20 protein-coding genes and 3 pseudogenes are annotated in these 22,119 nt (G+C 70.7%); 15 read left to right on the top strand and 8 right to left on the bottom strand.

The window, feature by feature from the left end:
• The first annotated feature begins 46 nt into the window (after window positions 1-46).
• Window positions 47-1,281: pseudogene (locus EV371_RS21365) on the top strand (IS3 family transposase).
• A gap of 80 nt (window positions 1,282-1,361) precedes the next feature.
• Here EV371_RS21365 and EV371_RS21360 read toward each other — a convergent pair.
• From EV371_RS21360 to EV371_RS21350, 3 genes are all read right to left on the bottom strand, one after another.
• Entirely contained in the window at window positions 1,362-2,651 is a 1,290-nt protein-coding gene (locus EV371_RS21360; protein WP_486484425.1) for an IS701 family transposase, read from the bottom strand.
• Between the two features lie 465 nt (window positions 2,652-3,116).
• Window positions 3,117-3,998, bottom strand: coding sequence for an FAD-dependent oxidoreductase (locus tag EV371_RS21355; RefSeq protein WP_130463620.1), 882 nt, complete (start codon window positions 3,996-3,998; stop codon window positions 3,117-3,119).
• 194 nt (window positions 3,999-4,192) lie between these two features.
• A complete protein-coding gene (locus EV371_RS21350) occupies window positions 4,193-4,462 on the bottom strand; it encodes a metal-sensing transcriptional repressor (protein ID WP_130463619.1) in 270 nt (89 codons plus the stop codon).
• A 245-nt stretch (window positions 4,463-4,707) separates the two neighbouring features.
• Between EV371_RS21350 and EV371_RS21345 the strand changes: the two genes are divergently transcribed.
• The 5 genes and pseudogenes from EV371_RS21345 to EV371_RS21330 all read left to right on the top strand — a co-directional run bounded on the left by EV371_RS21345 (window position 4,708) and on the right by EV371_RS21330 (window position 9,015).
• The gene (locus EV371_RS21345) at window positions 4,708-4,878 is read left to right on the top strand and encodes a rhodanese-like domain-containing protein (RefSeq protein WP_130463618.1); all 171 of its coding nucleotides are present in this window, start codon (window positions 4,708-4,710) and stop codon (window positions 4,876-4,878) included.
• Between the two features lie 28 nt (window positions 4,879-4,906).
• Window positions 4,907-6,286, top strand: coding sequence for an MBL fold metallo-hydrolase (locus EV371_RS21340; RefSeq protein ID WP_130463617.1), 1,380 nt, complete (start codon window positions 4,907-4,909; stop codon window positions 6,284-6,286).
• A pseudogene (locus EV371_RS34490) lies at window positions 6,283-7,107 on the top strand (sulfite exporter TauE/SafE family protein); the annotation flags it as partial. The gene EV371_RS21340 and the pseudogene EV371_RS34490, both read left to right, overlap by 4 nt.
• Window positions 7,102-8,379 carry an NAD(P)/FAD-dependent oxidoreductase gene (locus tag EV371_RS21335; RefSeq protein ID WP_349340876.1) on the top strand — a complete coding sequence of 426 codons (1,278 nt, stop codon included), beginning with the start codon at window positions 7,102-7,104 and terminating at the stop codon, window positions 8,377-8,379. The pseudogene EV371_RS34490 and the gene EV371_RS21335, both read left to right, overlap by 6 nt.
• Before the next feature lie 57 nt (window positions 8,380-8,436).
• The gene (locus tag EV371_RS21330) at window positions 8,437-9,015 is read left to right on the top strand and encodes a rhodanese-like domain-containing protein (RefSeq protein ID WP_130463616.1); all 579 of its coding nucleotides are present in this window, start codon (window positions 8,437-8,439) and stop codon (window positions 9,013-9,015) included.
• Between the two features lie 49 nt (window positions 9,016-9,064).
• On the opposite strand, the pseudogene EV371_RS21325 reads toward EV371_RS21330, so the two are convergent.
• From EV371_RS21325 to EV371_RS21300, 5 genes and pseudogenes are all read right to left on the bottom strand, one after another.
• Window positions 9,065-9,370 (bottom strand): annotated as a pseudogene (locus EV371_RS21325) (integrase core domain-containing protein); the annotation flags it as partial.
• Window positions 9,371-10,218: 848 nt separating this feature from the next.
• A complete protein-coding gene (locus EV371_RS21315; RefSeq protein WP_130463614.1) occupies window positions 10,219-11,286 on the bottom strand; it encodes a hypothetical protein in 1,068 nt (355 codons plus the stop codon).
• Entirely contained in the window at window positions 11,283-11,837 is a 555-nt protein-coding gene (locus EV371_RS21310; protein WP_130463613.1) for a sigma-70 family RNA polymerase sigma factor, read from the bottom strand. The genes EV371_RS21315 and EV371_RS21310 overlap by 4 nt, the downstream gene beginning before the upstream one ends.
• Before the next feature lie 114 nt (window positions 11,838-11,951).
• The gene (locus EV371_RS21305) at window positions 11,952-12,722 is read right to left on the bottom strand and encodes an IclR family transcriptional regulator (RefSeq protein ID WP_130463612.1); all 771 of its coding nucleotides are present in this window, start codon (window positions 12,720-12,722) and stop codon (window positions 11,952-11,954) included.
• Window positions 12,719-13,666: an alpha/beta fold hydrolase gene (locus EV371_RS21300; RefSeq protein ID WP_207230564.1), complete on the bottom strand. Its 948-nt coding sequence runs from the start codon at window positions 13,664-13,666 to the stop codon at window positions 12,719-12,721. The genes EV371_RS21305 and EV371_RS21300 overlap by 4 nt, the downstream gene beginning before the upstream one ends.
• A gap of 221 nt (window positions 13,667-13,887) precedes the next feature.
• On the opposite strand from EV371_RS21300, the gene EV371_RS21295 reads away from it, so the two are divergent.
• The 9 genes from EV371_RS21295 (at window position 13,888) to dmpG (ending at window position 22,021) form a co-directional block, all read left to right on the top strand.
• Complete coding sequence (locus tag EV371_RS21295; protein ID WP_130463611.1) at window positions 13,888-15,201, top strand: zinc-binding metallopeptidase family protein; 1,314 nt, start codon at window positions 13,888-13,890, stop codon at window positions 15,199-15,201.
• Complete coding sequence (locus tag EV371_RS21290; RefSeq protein WP_130463610.1) at window positions 15,198-15,875, top strand: isochorismatase family protein; 678 nt, start codon at window positions 15,198-15,200, stop codon at window positions 15,873-15,875. The genes EV371_RS21295 and EV371_RS21290 overlap by 4 nt, the downstream gene beginning before the upstream one ends.
• 118 nt (window positions 15,876-15,993) lie before the next feature.
• On the top strand, window positions 15,994-17,187 hold the full coding sequence (locus EV371_RS21285; RefSeq protein ID WP_130463609.1) for a Rieske 2Fe-2S domain-containing protein: 1,194 nt from the start codon (window positions 15,994-15,996) through the stop codon (window positions 17,185-17,187).
• Window positions 17,184-17,321 (top strand): hypothetical protein, encoded by a 138-nt coding sequence (locus EV371_RS33505; RefSeq protein ID WP_165436783.1) that lies wholly within the window; start codon window positions 17,184-17,186, stop codon window positions 17,319-17,321. The genes EV371_RS21285 and EV371_RS33505 overlap by 4 nt, the downstream gene beginning before the upstream one ends.
• Window positions 17,318-18,259: a DODA-type extradiol aromatic ring-opening family dioxygenase gene (locus tag EV371_RS21280; protein ID WP_130463608.1), complete on the top strand. Its 942-nt coding sequence runs from the start codon at window positions 17,318-17,320 to the stop codon at window positions 18,257-18,259. Before EV371_RS33505 ends, EV371_RS21280 begins: the two co-directional genes overlap by 4 nt.
• A complete protein-coding gene (locus EV371_RS21275) occupies window positions 18,256-19,107 on the top strand; it encodes an alpha/beta fold hydrolase (protein WP_130463607.1) in 852 nt (283 codons plus the stop codon). The genes EV371_RS21280 and EV371_RS21275 overlap by 4 nt, the downstream gene beginning before the upstream one ends.
• Before the next feature lie 4 nt (window positions 19,108-19,111).
• The gene (locus tag EV371_RS21270; RefSeq protein WP_130463606.1) at window positions 19,112-20,038 is read left to right on the top strand and encodes a PDR/VanB family oxidoreductase; all 927 of its coding nucleotides are present in this window, start codon (window positions 19,112-19,114) and stop codon (window positions 20,036-20,038) included.
• A gap of 67 nt (window positions 20,039-20,105) precedes the next feature.
• Window positions 20,106-20,990 (top strand): acetaldehyde dehydrogenase (acetylating), encoded by an 885-nt coding sequence (locus EV371_RS21265; RefSeq protein ID WP_486484955.1) that lies wholly within the window; start codon window positions 20,106-20,108, stop codon window positions 20,988-20,990.
• Entirely contained in the window at window positions 20,990-22,021 is a 1,032-nt protein-coding gene (gene dmpG, locus EV371_RS21260) for a 4-hydroxy-2-oxovalerate aldolase (RefSeq protein WP_207230563.1), read from the top strand. The genes EV371_RS21265 and dmpG overlap by 1 nt, the downstream gene beginning before the upstream one ends.
• The last annotated feature ends 98 nt before the right edge of the window (window positions 22,022-22,119 follow it).

Here is a 22,119-nt window from a genome sequence, read left to right as displayed (position 1 = left end):
GCACCGGGTTTGATGGAGACATCGAAACCTGGGAGGAACACTAGCGATGCCGGCACCGAAGAAGTACAGCGATGAGCTGCGTGAGCGTGCTACCCGGTTGGCGGTCGAGGCCCGCCGGGATCCGGCGTCCGCGGTCGGGGCGATCCGGCGGATCGCCGGTCAGCTCGGGGTTCATCCGGAGGCGTTGCGCACGTGGGTGAAGCAGGCCGAGACCGACGCCGGGCAGCGGCCGGGGACCACCAGCGGCGACGCCGAACGCATCGCCGCCCTGGAACGGGAAGTGCGTGAGCTGCGGCGGGCGAACCAGATCCTGAAGTCCGCGGCGAGTTTCTTCGCGGCGGAGCTGGACCGTCCGTCGCGATGAAGGTCGACTTCGTCGACTCCCAGAAGGCCGAACACGGTGTCCAGCCGGTCCTGCGGGCGCTCGAAGACACGCCGGCGCAGATCGCACCGTCGACCTACTACGCCGCCAAGACCCGCCCCGCCAGCGCCCGCTGTCGGCGCGACGAGGAGCTGACCGCGATGATCGAGCAGGTCCACACGGCCAACTACGGCGTCTACGGCGCCCGCAAGATCTGGCACGAGCTGCACCGCCAAGGGGTGCGGGTGGCCCGGTGCACGGTCGAGCGGCTGATGCGTGAGTCCGGGCTGCGTGGGCTGCTGCGCGACAAGTCGCCACGCACGACCCGCCCGGCAGCCGAGACCAGCCGCCCTGCTGACCTGGTCAGACGGGACTTCACCGCAGCCGGGCCGAACCAGCTGTGGGTCGCGGACCTGACCTACGTGCGCACCAGCGTGGGCTGGGTGTACGCCGCGTTCGTCCTCGACGTGCACTCCCGCATGATCGTCGGCTGGCAGGTGTCCACGAGTCTCTACACCGGTCTGGCCCTCGACGCGTTGAAGATGGCGATCTGGCGCCGCGAGAATCAAGGCGCTGACCTGGGCGGACTGGTCCACCACTCCGACCGGGGAGTCCAGTATCGAGCGATCCGCTACACCCAGCGGCTGGCCGAGGCCGGCGCCGTCGCCTCGGTCGGCTCCAAGGGCGACTCCTACGACAACGCCATGGCCGAGGCGTTCAACTCCCTGTACAAGGCCGAACTCGTCCGCAACAAAGGCCCGTGGCGTGGACTCGACGACCTGGAGATGGCCACCGTCGAGTACATCGACTGGTACAACAACCGGCGCCTACACGGCGAGCTCGGGCACGTCCCGCCCGCCGAGCACGAGGCACTACACGCGATGACCCAGCCGGTCACCGCACCCCTGGAAACCAGCTAACCAACTCTCCATCAAACCCGGGGCTTGACACCCAGTTCCAGACCGCCTGGCTGACGTCGTGGGCGGCTAGTACTCCAACGTCACTTCGCCTGTCTGCGCTGGTAGTGGGATCGTCGGGCTCGGGCTTGGGATGTTCGTCGCCAGATCGACCAGTGCAGGGTGTGTTCTGGCGGTGGCGATGTGGCGAGGACGAAGGCGTTGAGGAGTCGGCGGATCTCGGCGACGGTCAACGCGATGATCTCCGAGTCGGGATCGGGTTGCTGGGCGGCGAGGATGGTCAGGACGGCCAGGGCGAGCATGGCCAGGGTGATGAACCGGTGCCAGCCGGTCCAGCCGCGGACCTGGTAGTGGTCGAGGCCGACCTGGCCTTTGCCGGTCTGGAACAACTCCTCGATGCTCCAGCGGGAGCCGGCCACGGTCACGAGGGTGTGCAGCGGCACCGGCCGGGGTGACCAGCACAGGTAGAAGGCCAACTCGCCGCTGGTGCGGTTGCGGCGGATGAGCAGCCACCGATACTCGCCAGGGCGGGCGGCCGTGGTGATCCAGGCCCATAGATAGTCGCGGGGCCCTTTCGCGCCCGGCCCGCAGCTGTGCCGCTGCCACTCGCGGGTGGGGATCCGCTCGGCGAGTTCGTCAACGCGGATGAGGGTGCGGCCGTCGTTGACCGCCACGCGTCGGTCGCAGCCGACCGCGAGGACGTAACCGATCCCGCGGTGTTCGAGGTCAGCGCGCAGGCCGGGGTCGGCGCCGTAGACCTCGTCGCCGGTCACCCATCCGAACGGGATTTCGGCGTCCAACGCGGCGGCGATCATCTGTCGGGCCAGCGCAGGCTTCGTGGCGAACCCGACACCGTCCGGAACGCCGGCGGCGGCGAGACGCTCGGGCTGCTGGCACCAGGTCGTCTCGGGTAGATAGAGCCGGCGGTCGATCAGCGCCCGCCCCAGAGGTGAGACATAGGCCAGGAACACCCCGACCTGGCTGTTCTCGATCCGCCCGGCGGTGCCGGTGTACTGCCGCTGCACCCCGACCGAGCACATGCCCTTCTTCAGGAAGCCTGTCTCGTCAGTGGCCAGCACGGCGTCAGGGTGGCCGAGGTGCTCGATCAGCCAGGCCCGCACGTCGTCGCGGACGGCGTCGGCGTCCCACACCGCCGTACGCAGCAGCCGCTGCATCGCCTGCGGATCATCGTGACCTGCCCGTTCCGCCAGGGACCAGCAAGTCTTGCGTTCCACGCGCGACAGCAGCCCTTCCACGAACTGCCCGGCGGTCCGGCGTGGCTCCGCGCGGACGAACCGGTCAGCGACACGCGTCACCGCCTCGTCCAGGATGACCCGCCACTGATCAAGGTCTACGCTGTGGCACACGGCCACCGCACGATCTTCGGTTGTCCTCACAAACCATCGATGATCAACGCGGTGGCCGTCCTCATGCCCACGCCACGCCCATGGCCGAAGCCAAGTGACGTTGGAGTACTAGGTGCAGGCTGTCGTCGGACTATACTGCTACGCGCTCATGAATCCGCACGAGTGCGTTCCGCAAGCGCTGAAGTGCGTCCTGCTCCCCGGCCACGGCTCCATTCTCCCGGACCTCACTACCTTTGGTCCCGATTCCAACGAACTGACTGCCGGGTGTTCGCCACCGTGGGGCTTCGTCGCCTCCGCAGCAACGGAAGCGGCGTCCGACCCGTCATTCCGGCACTGCCGGCACCATTCGGGTCGATCATCCGGTCGACGCGTTGCCTTGCCTCGACCTCGTTGGCCGCGCTGCCGATGATGGTGTACCGGTGCGGCTTGCCGAGCCGGCCAGCCAGGTGAGGTAACCACCGTCGAGGTTGGCTACCCGGACAGGGTCACCGACGAGGGCGGCTGCAGTGTGGGGTTGTCCAGTTGATGCCACTGCACGCTGCGTTCGCCGCGGGTACGCATCGAGGCGTCCACCACGATCCCCCCACGTGAACCGACGGCCAGTCCGGCGGTACGAGCCAAGCCGACCTCGGGGCGTACGCCGATGGCCAACAGGACCAGTTCGGCGTCGATCAGCCGCCCGTCGGTCAGTTCGACGGCGTCGGCCAGCACCTTGGCCGGTCCGGTCCCCAGGCACAGGGTCACCCCGTGCGCACGCAGCTGTGCGTGGACGCCTGCGGCCATCTCCGGATCGAGCGGGGCGAGAACCTGCCGGTCGAGTTCGACGACGCTGACCGCCAGACCCCGGCGGGTCAGGTTCTCGGCGACTTCTAGCCCGATGAACCCGCCACCGATCACCGCTGCGGTACGTGGGCGCTGTCCGCGCATTGCCGTGACGACGCGGTCGGCGTCGGTGACGGTGCGCAGCGGCAAGGCCCCTTCGATGCCGGGTAGATCCGGAACGATCGGTGCCGCACCGAGGCTGAGCACGAGGACGTCCCAGGATTCGTCGTACTCGGTCGCCCTGTCGAGGTCTCGCACCCGCACAGTGCGCCGCTCCCGGTCTATCGACAGCACCTCGGTGCGTATCCGCACGTCAAGACCGAACCGCCCGCCCAGCCCTTCGGGGGTCTGCAGCAGCAGGTCCTTCCGGTCGCTGATGACACCGCCGAGGTGGTACGGCAGGCCGCAGTTGGCGTAGGACACGTGCTCGCCCCGCTCGAACACGACGATGTCAGCGTTCGCGTCCAGTCGCCGCAGCCTGGTCGCCGCCGACATCCCGCCCGCAACACCGCCCACGATAACGGTCTTCATCGGTCCCGACCTCCCCTCGTCCGGTCACCCGGCAACGAAGGTACGCCCGGGGGTATGCGTCCAACCGGGCCGTTGGTCACCCTGAGAACGGTCCGGATGCCCCGTCGACGCTGTTGAACACCGGCGCCACGACGGTGTCACGACCACGCGGGCCGGGAGGAGGTCGGCTTCCGGTTCGGGACGGTCCGGCGGGTTCACGCCAGGGACAGGAACAACTTCTCAAGCTTGGCGACATCGACGGTCTGCTGCTCGCCCTCGTTCTGGGCGGTCACACACTGGCGCAGCCCGGTGGCGATGATCTTGAATCCGGCGCGGTCCAGCGCGCGGGACACCGCCGCGAGTTGGGTGACGACCTCGGCGCAGTCACGACCAGACTCGAGCATCGCGATCACCCCGCGGATCTGGCCCTCGGCTCGGCGCAGCCGCTTGATCACGTCACCGAGCGCGTCACTGTCGATCTGCATCTCACTCTCCCACTGTTTTCGCACTGATTTCAGCATACCCCGGCGGGTATCTGTGGCAGCGGGCCATCGCCCGAGGTGACGCCGCTCCGGGCGGCGCTTTCCGTTACCCCTGGGGGTATAGGTCCGAATCCGGTCTTGCGTGGGCCATGTCACCGGATTCGAGCTTGACAGTCTCGCCGCTCATGGAGATAGCGTCGATCGCAGATACCCCCGGGGGTATACGATCGGGAGGAGGCACGTGATGCGTGCCGCGCGGTGTCCCGGTGCACCTGATCTGCGCCAGCGGCAACCGGAACGTCGCCGTCGCCAGCTACCTCACCCGGGCGGGTGTAGACGCCCGGCCCGTGGCCGGCGGCACCGACGCCCGGTGGCGCGCCGGGCACCCCACGGTCCGGGGCCGCCACGTCAGCGCCTGAACCCACCCCTCAACCGCAAGGAGTTCTCGTGTTCCGTATCCTGCCGATCGACACCCCGACCCTCGGAGACCGCAGCTACCTCGTTCACGACGGCACCGTCGCGCTCGTCGTGGACCCACAGCGCGACATTGACCGGGTCCTCGACCTGGCCGCCACCGAGGGCGTGCACATCACCCACGTCTTCGAGACCCACATCCACAACGACTATGTGACCGGCGGCTACGCCCTGGCCCAGACCACCGGCGCGGCCTACCACGTCAACGCCGACGATCCGGTGACCTTCGACCGGGTGGCGGTCCACGACGGCGACGTCATCGCCGTCGGCGACACCATGCGGGTAGGGGTGCTCGCCACTCCCGGGCACACCTTTACCCACCTGGCCTACGCCCTCGACGTCGGCGGGAGGCAGGTCGCCGTGTTCACCGGCGGGTCCCTGCTGTACGGCTCGGTCGGCCGGCCAGATCTGCTCGGCCCGGCACACACCGACGCCCTGGTGCGCCACCAGTACCAGTCAGCCCACCGCCTGGCCGGCGAACTGCCGGACGACGCCGGAATTTACCCGACGCACGGGTTCGGCAGCTTCTGCTCGGCCACCCAGTCCGAGGCCGCCGCCTCCACCGTCGCCGCCGAGAAGCGCAGCAACCCCGCTCTGACCAAGACGGAACAGACCTTCGTGGACGACCTGTTGGCCGGCCTTGACGCCTGGCCGGCCTACTACGCGCACATGGCGCCGGCCAACAGCGCCGGACCGGGCGCGCCGGACCTGAGCGTGCCGGAGCGAGCCGACGCCGAGCAGCTGCGCAAGCGCCTCGCCGACGGCGAGTGGGTGGTCGACCTGCGCAACAGGGTAGCGTTCGCCGCCGGCCACGTCGCCGGAACGCTGAACGTCGGCCTGGATGGCGGCTTCGCCACCTACCTCGGCTGGCTGATTCCCCCGGGCACCCCGCTGACCCTGCTCGGCGAGACCGTCGAGCAGGTCGCCGAGGCGCAGCGGGAGCTGGTGCGAATCGGTATCGACCGGCCGGCCGCGCACGCCACCGGCAACCCGGCTAAGTGGGCCGGCAGCGCCGCCCTGGAAGCTTTCCCCCGGGCCACCTTCGCCGACCTCGCCCAGGTACGCCACCACCGGGCGGTCGTCGTTCTGGACACCCGTCGCGACCTCGAGGCTGCCGCGGCCCGGATCGAGGGTGCCGTGCACATTCCCTTGCACGAGTTGCTGCGCCGCGTCGACGAGGTGCCCGACGGCGAGGTGTGGGTGCATTGCGCCGGGGGTTACCGTGCCGCGATCGCCGCCTCGATCCTGGCCGCCGCCGGCCGCCGTGTGGTCGCTGTCGACGACGAGTTCAGCAGGGCCCGCGAGTCGGGGCTGCCGGTGTACTTCGGTGGGTCCCCGAAGGTGGGCTCATGACCGCCGCTCTGGTCCTGACCATGGTCCTCGCGGTCGGTATCGGCGCCAGCCTCGGTCTGCTCGGCGGTGGCGGCTCCATTCTGGCCGTGCCGCTGCTGGTCTATGTCGCCGGTCTGCCGGCCAAGGAGGCGATCGCGACGTCGTTACTCGTTGTCGGTGTCACCAGCGCGGTCGGTGTTCTGCCGCACGCCCGGGGCGGCCGGGTACGCTGGCGTACCGGCCTGGTCTTCGGGCTGGCCGGTATGACCGGCGCCTACGCCGGTGGCCGGTTCGCGGAGTTCATCCCCGGCGGTGTCCTGCTCACCGGCTTCGGGCTGATGATGCTGGCCACCGCGGCCGCGATGATCAGGGGCCGGCGGGATTCCGCCGACCGACCTGCCCCGCACGAGCTGCCCGTGCCGCGTGTAATCGCCGACGGAGTGATCGTCGGCCTGGCCACCGGGCTGGTCGGCGCCGGCGGCGGCTTTCTCGTCGTGCCAGCCCTCGCCCTGCTCGGCGGCCTGCCGATGCCGGTCGCGGTCGGCACGTCGCTGCTCGTCATCGCGATGAAGTCCTTCGCCGGCCTGGCCGGCTACCTGTCCACCGTGCACGTCCACTGGGGGCTCGCCATCGCGGTCACCGTGGCCGCCGTGGCCGGCAGCCTGATCGGCAGCCGGCTCGCCGGTCGGATCCGCGAGGATGTACTGCGCAAGTCTTTCGGCTGGTTTGTGGTTGTCATGGGCGTCCTCGTCCTCGCTCAGCAACTGCCCACCCGATGGTGGCACAGCCCCCTGCTGTGGGCCGCCACCGCGGCGCTGGTCCTCGCCGCCACCGCCGTGCTCCGGTTCCGGTCGATCGCAAGCGACAAGGTCGCGCACCGCTCGACCGCTGCTCCACCCGTGCCGACACCGGCCCCGTTCCGGTCGCATCACGAGGTGGTCATCGTCGGAGGTGGTACCGCCGGCATCAGCGTCGCCGCGCGCCTGCGCCGCGCGGGCGTGTCCGACGTGGCGGTGGTGGAGCCGTCGCAGACGCATTTCTATCAGCCGCTGTGGACACTCGTCGGTGGTGGCCGCGCCGAGGCCGCACAGACGGTGCGTCCGGAGGCCAGGGTCATGCCCAAGGGTGTCACCTGGGTGGCCGAGCGGGTCACCGCCGTCGACCCGGACGCCCGTACCGTCGTCCTCGGCAACGGCCGGACCCTCACCTACGACTTCCTGGTCATGGCCCCCGGCCTGCAACTGAACCCGGACGCGATCCCGGGACTGGCCGAGACGCTTGGCCACGACGAGGTCTCCACCATCTACCACTTCGACCTGGCCCCCAGGACCTGGCAGAACATCCGGCAGACCCGGGGTGGGACGGCTCTGTTCACCATGCCGCCAGGCTCGATCAAGTGTGCCGGCGCCCCGCAGAAGATCGCCTACCTGGCCACCGACTGGTGGCGCCGTCAGGGCGTCCTGCACGACATGCGGGTGATCCTGGTACTGCCCACCGCGGCCATCTTCAGCCAGCCGCAGTGGGGTGAGGTGCTGCGGGGCGTCGCCGCCGGGTACGGCATCGAGGTCCGCCACAACACCCACCTGGTCGAGGTCGACGGCCCCGCGCACCGGGCGACGCTGCTCGACACCAAGCGCGGCGCCATGGAAGAGATCCGCTACGCGATGCTGCACGCCGTACCGCCGCAGAGCGCTCCCGACTGGGTCGCCGCATCACCCCTGGCCGACCCGGACAGCCCGTTCGGCTACCTGCAGGTCGACCAGTACACCCTGCAAAGCTCGCGCTGGCCCAACGTCTTCGCCCTCGGCGACGTGGCCAACCTGCCCACCGCCAAGACCGGCGCCGCGATCCGAAAGCAGGCGACGATCGTCGCCGCGAACCTGCTCGCCGCCCGCCGCGGCGAACCTCCGCCGGCCCGATACGACGGTTACACCTCCTGTCCGCTGATCACCGCCCGCAACCGGATGCTGCTGGCCGAGTTCGACTACGACCTCACGCCACGGCCCAGCTTCCCACTCATCGACACCATGCGACCCCGATACGACATGTGGCTATTCAAGCGCTACGGCCTGCCAGCGCTGTACTGGCATGGAATGCTGCACGGCCGCGCCTGATCCTCCGCAGCCCGTCCACCGCACATCCCACCTCTTGCCGAAGGAGCACAACTTCCCGTGACCGACGCCGCCGCACACCCGACCCGACTCGACCCGGCTGCCCTGCGCGACTGGCTCGCCACCGACGACACCGTCCGCGTCCTCGACGTACGCAGCCCCGCCGAGTTCGAGGCGGTCCACATCCCCGGCGCCTACAACGTTCCGCTGCACCTGATGCGCGAGCACCGCCGGGAGCTTCACGCCCACCTCGACCAGGTCGTCCTGGTCTGCCGCTCGGGTATGCGCGCCGCCCAGGCGGAGCAACTACTCGCCGAAGTCGGCATGCCGAATGTGCACGTCCTCGACGGTGGCATCCTCGCCTGGCAGGCCGCCGGCGTACCGGTCAGGCGCGGCCGGGCCCGCTGGGACATCGAACGGCAGGTCCGGCTGGTCGCCGGCACGCTCGTCCTGCTCAGCGTCCTCACCAGTCTGGTCCTGCCCGGCGTGCAATGGTTCGCCGCCGCCATCGGCGCCGGCCTGGTCGTCGCGGCCCTCACCAACACCTGCGCCATGGGCGCCGTACTGACGAAGTTGCCCTTCAACCGAAGCGCCAACTGCGACATCGACAAGGTCATCGGCCAGCTCGCCGCCCGCTAGGTTCTGTCTCGCCGATCATGGTCGTCCCGGACGGTGATGGATCAGTTGGTTAGCTGGTTTTCAGGAGCGCGGTGACCGGGTGGGTCATCGCGTGTGGTGCCTCGTGCTCGGCGGGTGGGACGTGGCCGAGCTCGCCGTGCAGCCTTCGGCTGTTGTACCAGTCGATGTATTCGACGGTTGCCATCTCCAGGTCGTCGAGCCCGCGCCAGGGCCCCCTGTCGCGGACGAGTTCGGCCTTGTACAGGGAGTTGAACGCTTCGGCCATGGCATTGTCGTACGAGTCGCCCTTGGATCCGACCGAGGCGACGGCGCCGGTCTCGGCGAGCCGCTGGCTGTAGCGGATCGCTCGATACTGGGCGGATTCCAGTGGTCGTCGCAACACTCTGATCGAGGGGTGTGTCATGGGAAGACCTCCGGGGTGGGTGACGGCGGCACCAACGAGAACACCAACGGACTGCTACGCCAGGGCAGCCGAAGGTGGCTGCTGCTACCAGGCCAACCTGACACGTTCCGAACAGCGTCGGAGGGTGGTCCGGGAGTCTATGCCCGTCGTGGGTTGGCCGTAGGTTAGAGGTCCTGCTCGCGGGCTGCGCGGACGGCGGTGGTGGGGCGAGGGTGAACAGGCCAGGCTCGGGTTCGGTCAGGATCTGGCGGGCGACGAGGCGTTTGAGCTTGGCGCGTAGGCCTTCGGTGTCCTTGGCGGTGGTCCCGGTGCCGAGGGTGTGGCAGATGTCCTTGGCGCGCATCCCGCTGGTGGCGGTGTGGAAGACGGCGAGGATCTGCTGGTAGGCGGGGCTGGCGATGGTCGCCTCGGCGGGTGCCGCCGGATCGGTCTGGCCGGTCAGGATGAGTAGGGTCTTGCGGGTGATCGTGAGTTCGGCCAGCTCGGTCTCGGCTGCGGTGAGCTGTGCGGTGAGGGTGGCGATCTGCTCGCGTAACCGTTCGGCCGCGACGCCGGTTCGCCGGCCGCCCTCGCCGCCGGCTACGACCTGGTGTTCCTCATCGCCGCCGGGATCGGCCTGGCCATCGCGCTGGTGAGCCTGCTGCTGCCACGACACCGGCGGGGCTGACCCCGGCCGGAGGGCGACCGCCGTCCGGCGACCACGAGAACGGGGGCCCGCTCCCGCTCGGCGCTACCCGAAGGCGGGTGTCGCCGAGCGGGAGCGGAAGGCACCGGTCGTCCTTCCCGGACCACCGGCCCGGTCAGCAGCCCAGGCCGTCCTGGTACGACTTCGGGACATCGCCGTCGGCGACCTTGTCGGCGATCTCCCAGACGACCTCGGGGTAGTCGCCCTCGTCGTTCATGTCGTGCAGCACCTTCCAGTGGTGGCTGCTGCGCAGCGCGGCCGCGGCCTGCCTGACCGCGTGGTCGTCGCCGGCGGAGTCGGCCCGGATCCACTCGGCGATCCAGTCGCAGGTGACCCTGCCGGCCACCGCGGCGCCGAACTGGTACGGGTCGTTGGCCCCGGCGTTGTCCAGTACCGACACGTCGAAGCCCGGCGGGGACGGCATGTCGGCGAGAATCCTGGCGGCTTCCTCGCGGACGTCGCCCGGCGTGACGATCTCCGGCGGCAGCGCCTTGAGGAACGACTCGGCATCCACCTTGATCACGTGGGTGAGGATCTCGTCGAAGGTGGCCCGGGTCCAGTTGCCCCCGGTGCGCAACTCGACAAAGGTGCCGTCCTGCGGCCTGAGCATGGCCGCCATGTCGTTCCTGCGGTAGGTGAAGATGCTGGCCGGCCGGTTCGCCACGGTGGTCGCCTCAGGCTTGCTGACGTGTAGCCGGTCGTCGTAGTAGTCCTGGTACCGCTCGTCCGGGTACCAGTTCATCTGCAGGCTACGGTCGCCGTTCTGGAATTCGATGCTGCCGGTCTCCTCGGCGAACCCGTAGACGCTGATCGCCTTCCAGCCCGGCTCGTCGATCAGCAGGCGCGGGTGGTCCTGCGCAGCCTTCAGGTCGAGTTCCCACCCGCTGATCGCGGCCGTGTCCACGCCGGGCAGGCCGGTCGGTCCGCCGTACACGTCGTCGGGCTGCGCGGACCAGAGCGACGAGGTGGCGATGATGCCGGCGACGGCCGCCGCGGCGGCCGTGGCGCCGACGAGTCGACGGACGAGGGTACGGCGCGGCGGTCTCGCCGGTACCGGGTCGAGTTTCGGGGTGGACATGATCTCCTCCAGGAGATGCTGATCCGCCCCGCCGAGGCGCGCGACGATCTCAGGTCGATAGGGGTCGGCGTCTCGAACCAGGCGGTCGAGGTGCTCGTCGGTCATCTGCCCTCCTTCGGGACGGGTGCGGCCAGGACATCGAGTACATGTCCGGGTGCCTCGGCGTCGTCACCGACGAGTTCGCGCAGCCGGGCCCGCGCCCGCGACAGGCGGGTCCGCGCCGCGGTCGGGCTGATTCCGACCACCTCCGCCGCCTCCCGGGGCTGCAGGCCCTCCCATACCGTGAGTAGCAAGATCTCCCGGTCCGTGTCGTTGAGCCGGCGCAGCGCGGCCTGCACGGCGAGCCGCTGCGGCACCTCACTGCCGGGATCGGGCGTGGAGACCGCGGTCAGGCAGTGCCGGAGCCGCTCACCCAGCCGCTGTCGGCGGATCCCGCTGCGGTGGTGGTTCGCCAGCACGCGGCGGGCCACCCCGTACAGCCACAGCCGGATCTCATCCTCGGCGGGCAGTTCGGCGCTGCGCCGCCACGCCACCAGGAAGGTCTCCGCGACCACGTCGGCGGCGTCGTCCGGCTGCCCGACACGACGTGACGCGTACGCGAGAATCGCTTCGAAGTTGCCGGCGTAGACGCGCCGAAACCGGTCCTCAGGGCTCACGTCTCTTGCATGTCCGGCACCGCGCCCATCGTGGCACCACGATATCGCCGGCCGATCGCCGGTCCTCGGCCGGACAGTCCGGGGACCCCGACTCCTTCAAGATCAGGTTCAGGATCAGCCGTAGGCGGCGCGGAGGGTGGCCGTGATGCCGGCGGTCGCCTCCTTCACCAGGTCGGCGAGCTGCTCCACGCTGTTGGCGTGGATCGCCGAGGTGACCGAGACCGCGGCGATGGCACCCTTCTCCGAGTTGAGCACGGGTGCCCCGACCGCGAAGTAGCCGACGTGCATCTCCTCCACCTCGGTGGCCGTGCCGGTCTCCCGGGCCCGTTCCAGCGCCTGGCTCAGGTGCAGCGCCGAGGTGATCGTGCGGGGCGTACGACGGGGGAGGCCGGCCCGGAGCGTCTCGGTGAGCAGCCTCGGGTGCGAGTACGCGAGCAGTACCTTGCCCACGGCGGTGCAGTGCATCGGCATCCGGCCGGCGATCTGGGTGTGCCGGGTCGGCTGCCGGTACGGCGACAGGCGCTCGATGACCAGCGCGTCGAGGCCGTCGACGATGGCGAGGTGCACCACCGAGCGGGTGCGGTAGAGCAGTTCCTGCATGTACGGCCGGGCCGCGTCGCGCAGGATCCGCTGCCGTGGCACCCGCTGGCCCAGCTCGAACAGGCGTAGCCCGAGCCGGTAGTCGGCGCCGGACCGCTCCAGCACCCCCCACATGGTGGCGACCTGGCAGATCCGGTGGACCGTGGTGCGGGGCAGGCCGGTGCGACGGACCAACTCGGCCAGTGACAGGTCGACGTCGTCCATGCTGAACGCATCCAGGATTATTTCGATCTTGCCGGCGACCGACCGTGGGTCGAGCCGCTCGGTGTCCCTCGGAGCGGTCATGTCGCCTCGTCGTGGTGGGCCGGGTCGGCGCTCCCGCCGGACGCCGGCGCGGCGGTGCCGCCTCGCGGTGCGGCGGTGCCGTGTCGTGGCGCGGCGGTGCCGTGTCGTGGTGCGGCGGTGCCGCCTCGCGGTGCGGGACCGGGGGAGAGCGGGGTCTCGTCGAGGAACTTGGTGACCAGCGCCGCGACCTCCTCGGGCAACTGCTCCATCAGCGGGACCATGCCGCCCTCGATGATCTCCAGGCAGGCCTGGGGGAAGCGCTCGACCAGCCGCGACACCTGGTGGAAGCTGATCGGGTCGGCGGAGGCGCCGATGCAGAGCACCTGCCCCCGGTAGCCGGTGCGCCCCTCCATCCGGTAGGCGCTGATCGCCCGGTGTCCCTCCTCGGCCTGGTCCTCCAGGAGCAGTACGTCCCGGACGTACCGGTCGAGCAGGTCGGGCCGGGCGGGTGGGTAGAAGCCACTGCGGCGTACCCACAGCTCCATGAGGTGGCGGCCGTCGTCCTGGAGTTCGACCAGGCTGAGCGGGTGCATCTGCGGCCGGTTGCGCCGGAACACCTCGTCGACGTAGGGGGTGCCGGAGAGGATGAGCGCACCCGGTCGCTCCGGCTGCTGGTGTGACATCTCCACCGCCACGATGCCGCCGAGCTGGTGGCCGAGCAGGTGGACGCGGTCGAGATCCAACTCGTCCAGGAGCGCGAGCACCGCCTCGGCGTACCGCTCGATGGAGTGGTCGGTGATCGACTCGGATGCGCCGAAGCCGATGATGTCCGGGGCGATCACCCGGCGTCTCGTCGCCAGCAGGGGCATCAGCTCGCGGAACTCGTCCCACGAACTGGGCGTCTGGTGCAGCAGCACCAGCGGTTCGCCCGTTCCCATCTCCACGTAGTGGATCAGGCCACTACGGGTGCGGGCGTAGTGCGGGGAGAACATCGGGGCGATCATCAGCCTTTGGTCCCTGTCATCGTCTTTTGTCTGGTTCGAGGCTTTGCTGGCTTCGGCCCGTCGGCCGGAGTGTTCCCTGAGGTGCTGCCGCCAGCCTAGTTCGGCCCGGGCTGCGGCCAGCCGAGCCTGCATCCACTGACCGGAATACCGCGCTGGTCAGCGGGGTGGTCGGTCGCGCAGCCTATGACCGCAACGGCCCGACGGGACGGGAAGGAGGGCCGATGACGACCGATCTTGTCGAGCGTGCCTGGGCCGCGATAGACGCGGACCGGCTACGCGACCTGACGCTGCGGATGGTCTCGACTCCGAGCCCGACCGGGGACGAGGCGGCGCTCGCCCGGCTGCTGACCGGACATCTGGCAACGGTCGGGCTGGAGGCGGCGTACCAGGAGATCGACGAGAGGCAGGGCAACGCGGTCGGCCGGCTGCGCGGCGACGGCACCGGGGCGGACCTGCTGCTGTACGCCCCCATCGACACCCTGTCGGTCGGCACCGCGGACGAGGACGTGCCGCAGGTCGGCGACGCCCTGCGTCCGGACATGCGCCCGGAGGGCGTGCGGGACGGCGACCGGGTGATCGGGCTCGGCGCCAGCAACCCGAAGGGGCACGCCGCCTGCGTCGTCGAGGCCGCCTCGGCGGTCGCGGCCGCCGGCCTGCCCCTGCGCGGCTCGCTGCTGGTCGGGCTGGGCGCCGGCGGGATGCCCACCAACAGCCGCCCGGGCGCGACCCGGGCCAACACCGGCCAGGGCAACGGCTGCTCGTTCATGCTCGAACAGGGCGTCTGGGCCGACCACGCGATCCTCGCCAAGCCCGGCTGGGCGGTCGCGCACGAGGAGGTCGGACTCTGCTGGTTCACCGTCCGGGTGAACGGCACCTTCAACTACGTGGGCAGCCGGCAGCGCCTGCCGTACCGCAACGCGATCGTGGACGCGGCCCGGCTGATCGGCGAACTGGAGCGTTGGTTCCCGGAGTACACCGCGCGGAACACCGGCGGACTCGTCGCGCCGCAGGGACACGTCGGGTCGGTACGCGGCGGCTGGGAGCGTACCGCCGCGTTCAACCCGGCGGTCTGCGAGTTCACCGTCGACCTGCGGACCAGCCCGCGCACCACCCCGGCCGACGCTGCCCGGCAGTTCGGCGAGGGCATCCGGGCCGCACTGGACCGGCTCGGCGACGTCTCCGCCTCCTGGGAGATGGTGCTCGCCATTCCCGGCAGCCACACCGACCCGGACAGCTGGATCGTCCGCGCCTGCGTACGGGCCTGGGAGCGGGCGACCGGCCGACCGCACACCCTGGACGAGGCGGCCCGGACGACGAGCGGTGCCACCGACGGCAACATCCTGCGCAACCGGGGCATCCCGACCGCGCGGATCGGCATGCCCCGACTGCTCGGCACCGACGGATCCGAGGTCGACTTCCCGATGGGGATGAACTCGGTGTCGATGACCAACATGCTCCGGCTGACCCGGCTGCTGGTGACGGCGGCGGTGGACGCCTGCACGCGTGAGCGTTCGGAACTGGGAGGAGTCGCATGACCCGCTGGTGGCAGGAACCATTCGCTGGCGAGGCCGGCGTCGCGTACGCCTCGTTCGCGCACCGTCAGGCGCCCGGACAGCGCCCGGCGGTGATCGTCATCGACGTGGTCCGGTCCTTCGTCGGCTCGCCCGGCCTCGACCTGGCCCGGGCGATCGAGGAGTGGCCGACCGCCTGCGGGCCAGCCGCGCACGAGGCGTTGCCGGCGATCGCCGCGCTGCTGCGCGCCGCCCGCACCGCCGGGGTGCCGATCGTGCACCTGCGCCCGTCCGGTCCGGCGGCCCTGCTCCTCGGGCCCACCGTCAAGAACGAGCTGGTCGGCGAGTTCGTCAACGGCCGCCCCGGTGCGGTCGACTTCGTGCCCGAGTCGACGCCCCGGGACGGTGAACTCGTCGTCGCGAAGCCCCGGGCGAGCGCCTTCTTCGACACCCCGGTGGCGACCTATCTGCACGCGCTGGGCGTGGACGACCTGATCGTCGCCGGTACCACCACGTCCGGCTGCGTACGCGCCTCGGTGGTGGACGGCTTCTCCCACGGCTTCCGGCCGTTCGTGGTCGAGCAGGCCGTGTTCGACCGCTCGCGGCTCTCCGCGGCCGTGAGCCTCTACGAGATGGACGCGAAGTACGCCGATGTCGTGCAACTCGACGACGTACTCGAACGGCTGGCGGGGGTCTGATGAGGACCGTCCACTTCCACGACATATATCGCGGCCACCACTTCGACGAGGTCGTGGACGCGGCCGCGCGGTGGTTGAGCGCACACCTCGATACGACCAACGCGGAGGTTCGGAACAGATGACCATCGAACGCGAAGCGGCACAGCCACCGGTGTGGCAGAACGACACCCCGGAGGGCCAGGCGCCGGTGATGGAGGGGCAGGACTGGTCGTCCTGGCCGACCTACGACAGCGCGGTACTGGGACTGCGCGACTACTGGTACCCGGTCGGCTGGGCGGAGCAGTTCGGGCGCAAGCCGCAGACGGTCCGGCTCCTCGGCGAGGACATCGCGCTGGTCCGCGAGGGGGACGAGATCTACGCGCTGCACGACCGGTGCCCGCACCGGGGCGTGCCGCTCTCGCTCGGCCGCCGCCAGTTCCCCGACACGGTGAGCTGCCCGTACCACGGCTGGACGTTCGAGCTCAAGACCGGCAACCTCTGCGCGGTCCTGACCGACGGGCCGGACTCGCCGATCTGCGGCAAGCTCAAGGTGCGTACCTACCCGGTGGCGCAGCGGCTCGGCCTGGTCTGGATCTACGTCGGCGCCGGCCCGGTGCCGCCGGTCGAGCGGGACATCCCCGACGAACTGCTCGAGCACGACTTCGTGATGGGCGGGCGCAGCGACATCCGGAACGGCAACTGGCGCTTCGCCGCGGAGAACGGCTTCGACGAGGGGCACGCCAAGTATCTGCACAACACCGCCCTGTGGCGGCTGTTCAAGGTGATGCCGGCCTGGAACAAGACCCGGATCCAGCAGGAGGGACCCTGGCTCGTCCGGGTGCAGGAGGAACTGCACTGGGAGGCGGAGTACCCGGGGCTGGGCGTCTGGACCAACAAGCGGTGGTGGAAGCGCATGCCGCTGCCCGACCGCCCGGGCAAGGGCAGCCGGGTCAACCCGGTCATCGACTCGCTCAACATCCCGGGCTTCGTCTCGATCCGGCTGCCCGGCCTGCTGCGGGTCGCGTACCCGCAATTCATCCACTACGAGTGGTACGTGCCGGTCGACGAGGACCACGTCCGGTACGTGCAGATCATGGCGCGGTTCGAGCGGGGACTGACCGCGGCCGCGTTCAAGCTCAAGTACCTCGCCGGGATCCGCTGGCTCTTCCACGGCCAGTTCACCGGCCAGGACGCCTGGATGGTCGACGTCAGCGACGCGCCACCGGAACGGCTCTACCGCCCGGACGTCTCGATCACCACCTGGCGTCGCCTGGTCGAGCGGTCCAAGCCCGTCGTCCAGACCCGTCCCCTCCGTGCGAAGGACGAATCATGAAGCTGCGTACTCCCGTCGTCGTGACCGCGGCCGTCGTGGCCGTCGCCAGCCTGCCCCAGGTCCGTCGCGGCCTGGCCCGGCTGCTCCTGCGCACCACCGGCACGGTGGTCCGGGACCAGCGGCGGATCCGGTGAGCGAGGTCGTCCTCGGCGTCGGTGCCTCGCACAGCACGCTGATGAACACCCACTGGGACGAGGTCGCCGACCAGCCGGACGCGATCGGGTTCCGCGACGGTCTGACCGAGGCGGCGGCGCTGGTCGCCGACGCCCGGCCGGACGCCGTGGTGGTGATCGGCTCCAACCACTTCCGCGGCTTCTTCCTCGACCTGATGCCGGCGGTGACGGTCGGCGTCGCCGAGTGCGTTGGCGCGGGGGAGTCCGGTACCCCCGGCGGCCCGTTGCCGGTCGACACCGGCCTCGCCCGGCACCTCGTCGACTCGCTGCTGGACAACGAGTTCGACGCCGCGTTCTCGCTGCGACTCCAGGTGGACCACGGCATCACGCACAGCCTCCAGTACCTGGTGCCCGGGCTGGACGTGCCGATCGTGCCGATCGTGCTGAACATGTTCGCCCCGCCGCTGCCGACGCTGCGCCGCTGCCACCGGCTGGGCGAGCAGCTCGGCCGGGCCATCGCCACCGACGGTCGGGACAAGCGGGTCGTGGTGATCGCCTCGGGCGGCCTGTCGCACCGGCTGCCGTGGCCGAAGTGGTTCGAGACGTTCTCCGACGACGACCGCTTCCTGGTCGAGGCGTGGCTCAACGGGCGTACCTCGTGGACCGAGTACGAGGTGCGGCGGCGCCAGATCATCCGGGCCGCCGAGGCGGACATCAACCCCGACTTCGACCGCCGCTTCCTCGACCTGCTCGCCACCGGCCGGCTCGACGAGATCGTCGGGTACGACAACGACCGGGTCGAGGCCGAGGCCGGCAACGGCGGGCAGGAGATCCGCTCGTGGGTCGCGATGGCCGCCGCCGTCGGCCCGGCGCAGGGGCGCACCCTCGGCTACGCGCCCATTCCACAGTGGCTCACCGGCATGGGTGTGGCCGTGCTCTCCCCAGGAGGCGACCGATGACGTTCTGGACCGACCTGACCGGGACCCCGTTCCGACTGGAGTACGTGGACGCCGGTGGGATACCCACCCGTACCCTCCGGGCCGGCGCGGGCGAGCCGGTGGTCTTCCTGCACGGCACGAGCGGCCACCTGGAGGCGTTCGTCCGGAACATCCCGGCGCACGCCCGGCACTTCGACTGCCACGCCATCGACATGCTCGGGCACGGCTACACCGCCGGGATCGACGCGCCGTACCGGATCCCCCGCTACGTCGAACATCTGCTGCGCTACCTGGACGCCGTCGGCATCGAGCGGGCGCACCTGGTCGGCGAGTCGCTCGGCGGCTGGGTCGCCGGCCGGCTCGCCGCCGACCACCCCGACCGGGTGGCCCGGCTGACGCTGGTCGCGCCCGGCGGTACCGTGGCCAACCCGGCCGTGATGGAGCGGATCCGGACCAGCACCCGCGCGGCGGTGCAGAGCGACGACGTCGGGCTGACCCGCAAGCGCCTCGAACTGCTGATGCACGACCCGGTCAAGGACGTCAGCGACGAACTCGTCGCGGTGCGGCACGACATCTACCACCGCCCCGAGTTCCAGGCCGGCCTGGACAACCTGCTCTGCCTGCAGGAGATGGAGAACCGGCGGCCGGACCTGCTCACCGAGGAGCAGCTCGGCCGGATCGCCGCGCCGACACTGATCGTGTGGGGGGCGGAGAACCCGTTCGGCGAGATCCCCGAGGCGAAGCGGATGAACGCCGCGATCCCCGGTTCCCGGCTGGAGATCTTCGCCGAGTGCGGGCACTGGCCCCAGCACGAGCACGCGGAGCGCTTCGACGCGCTGAACATCGCGTTCCTCACCGGACGGGGGTGACCCGATGGACGTCCTGGTCAAACGGACCACCTGGGAGGCCGAGGGCGTCCTGGCCGTGGAGCTGGTCCATCCGGACGCGGCCGAACTGCCCGGCTGGACCCCGGGGGCCCATCTCGACCTCTACCTGGACGACCGGGTGCGGCAGTACTCGCTCTGCGGTGACCCCGCCGATCGCGGCCGCTACCGGATCGCGGTGCTGCGGGCGGCGCAGAGCCGGGGCGGATCGGCGTACGTGCACGAGCGGCTGCGACCGGGGCAGACCGTCCGGATCGAGGGGCCGCGCAACCACTTCACCCTGGAACCCTCGCCCCGGTACGTCTTCGTCGCGGGCGGGATCGGCATCACCCCGATCCTGCCGATGATCCACCAGGTCGCCGCCGAGGGGCGCGACTGGCGGCTCGGGTACGGCGGCCGGGCCGTGCGCTCGATGGCCTTCCGGGACGAGTTGGCCGGTTACCGCGACCGGGTGGAGATCGTGCCGCAGGACGAGCGTGGGCTGCTCGACCTCGACGACCTCCTCGGCACGCCGTCGCCGGAGACGCTGGTCTACTGCTGCGGGCCGGAGTCGCTGCTCGAGGCGGTCGAGGCGCGCTGCGCCGGCTGGCCGCCCGGCTGCCTGCGGCTGGAACGGTTCGCGGCCAAGCCACAGGACTTCGGTCCGGGCGTGCCGTTCGAGGTGGTCTGCCAGCGCTCCGACGTCACGGTGCAGGTCGAACCGGAGACGTCGATCGTCGACGCGCTGGAGACGGTGGACATCTGGGTGCCAAGCGCCTGCCGGGAGGGGATCTGCGGCACCTGCGAGACCCGGGTGATCGACGGGGTGCCGGACCACCGCGACTCGCTGCTCTCCGACGACGAGCGGGCGGCCGGGAAGGTCATGCTGCCGTGCGTCTCCCGTGCGCTGACGCCGCGGCTGGTACTGGATGTCTGAGGCGGAGGCGACGGTGGACAGGACCAGGGTGGCGATCGTCGGGTCGGGCAACATCGGCACCGACCTCATGATCAAGATTTTGCGGGTCTCCCCGACCCTGGAGGTCGCGGCGATGGTCGGCATCGATCCCGGCTCGGACGGCCTCGCCCGGGCCCGCCGGCTCGGCGTGCCGACCACGTCGGACGGGGTGCGCGGCCTCGTCGCGATGCCCGGCTTCGACGAGGTCGAGATCGTGCTCGACGCCACCTCGGCGGCGGCGCACAAGGCGAACGACGCGGTGCTGCGGCCGTACGGCAAGCGCCTGGTCGACCTCACGCCGGCCGCCCTCGGTCCGTACGTCGTGCCGTCGGTGAACCTCGACGCCCACCTCGACGCGCCCAACGTCAACATGGTGACCTGCGGCGGGCAGGCGACCATCCCGATCGTCGCCGCGGTCCGCGCGGTGACGCCGGTCCACTACGGCGAGATCGTGGCGTCGATCGCGTCCCGCTCGGCCGGTCCGGGCACCCGGGCGAACATCGACGAGTTCACCGAGACCACCAGGCTCGCGATCGAGCAGGTCGGCGGCGCCGCCCGGGGCAAGGCGATCATCGTGCTCAACCCGGCCGAGCCGCCCATGATCATGCGGGACACCGTGCTCTGCCTCGTCGACGAGCCGGACCGGCAGGCGATCGCCGACTCCGTGCACGGCGCGGTCGAGGCGGTGCGGGCGTACGTGCCGGGGTACCGGCTCAAACAGGAGGTCCAGTTCAGCCGGGTCGAGCCGGACGAGCCCCTGCACACCCTGGCGGGCGTGCCGGACAGCCGTGCACTGTGGCGGGTCTCGGTCTTCCTGGAGGTGGAGGGGGCCGCCCACTACCTGCCCGCGTACGCCGGCAATCTCGACATCATGACGTCGGCGGCGCTGCGGGTCGCGGAACGCCTGGCCGCGACCGGGAAGGTGGTGCCCTGATGACCGGGGTCTACGTGCAGGACGTGACGTTGCGGGACGGCATGCACGCCATCCGCCACCGGTACACCCTGGACGACGTCGTCCGGATCGCGGCGGCGCTCGACGAGGCCGGCGTGGACGCGATCGAGGTCTCGCACGGCGACGGGCTGGGCGGCGGGAGTCTCACCTACGGCCCGGGCAGCCACACCGACTGGGAGTGGATCGCCGCGGCCCGGGACACGGTACGGCGCGCCCGCCTCACCACGCTGCTGCTGCCCGGCATCGGTACCGTGCAGGACCTGCGTCGCGCCCACGACCTCGGGGTCACCTCGGTGCGGATCGCGACGCACTGCACCGAGGCCGACATCGCGGCGCAGCACATCGCCACGGCCTGCGAACTCGGCATGGACGTCGCCGGCTTCCTGATGATGTCGCACATGTCCGACGCCCGGGAACTGGCGGCGCAGGCGAAGCTGATGGAGTCGTACGGCGCGCACTGTGTCTACGTGACCGACTCCGGCGGCCGGCTGACCATGGACGGTGTGCGGGAACGGGTGCGGGCGTACCGGGACGTGCTCGACGACGGCACCGAGCTCGGCATCCACGCCCACCACAACCTGGCGCTCGGCGTGGCCAACTCCGTCGTCGCCGTCGAGGAGGGGGTACGCCGGGTCGACGCCTCGCTGGCCGGGCAGGGCGCCGGCGCCGGGAACTGCCCGATCGAGGCGTTCGTGGCGGTGGCGACGTTGCAGGGCTGGACGCACGGCTGCGACCTCTACGCGCTGATGGACGCGGCGGACGACCTCGTCCGGCCGTTGCAGGACCGGCCCGTGCGGGTCGACCGGGAGACGCTGACGCTCGGGTACGCCGGGGTCTACTCCAGTTTCCTGCGGCACGCCGAGACGGCTTCCCGGCAGCACGGCGTCGACGTGCGCGAGATCCTCGTCGAGGCCGGCCGCCGGCGTCTCGTCGGCGGCCAGGAGGACATGATCGCCGACATCGCCCTCGACATGCGCACGGCGGACCGAGCGGGGAGCCCGCCCGCCGCCTGAGCCGCCGCCGAGCACCTCCGGGTGTACGCGCGGAAAGCCGTGCCCGCGCGTCCGCCGGGGCCGGGTGTGACCAGCGCCGGGTGGGTACCCCGGGTCCT

Source organism: Plantactinospora sp. CNZ321 (genome assembly GCF_004217235.1).
The sequence above is the reverse complement of the archived record's forward strand: the minus strand, read 5'-3'. Positions and strand labels throughout refer to the sequence as shown.